Origin of the sequence: Bacillus cereus group sp. BfR-BA-01441, assembly GCF_022663075.1 — a bacterium.
GTDB classification, from domain to species: domain Bacteria; phylum Bacillota; class Bacilli; order Bacillales; family Bacillaceae_G; genus Bacillus_A; species Bacillus_A cereus.
On the sequence record NZ_JAKUEU010000368.1, the window covers coordinates 1 to 238 of the forward strand.

Sequence of the window (238 nt, forward strand, 5' to 3'; positions counted from 1 at the left end):
CTGGGTATGATTTTACGACCGCTAGGTAACACGATTGTATTTATGCCACCACTTGCTTCTACTTTTGAAGAGATTGATGATATGTTACGCATTTTATATAAGGCAATCTCAGATGTTACGGAGGGAGAATAATGAGTGGTTTTTTCATAACAGCAACTGATACTGAAGTTGGAAAAACAGTAGTTGCAGGTGCTATAGCAGGTGTATTTAGAGAATTAGGATATAACGTAGGGGTGTA

The 238-nt window shown here is 37.8% G+C and carries 1 pseudogene; it reads left to right on the forward strand.

The features are described from left to right. Nucleotides 1–131: 131 nt before the first annotated feature. A pseudogene (locus MR107_RS30880) lies at nt 132–238 on the forward strand (dethiobiotin synthase); the annotation flags it as partial.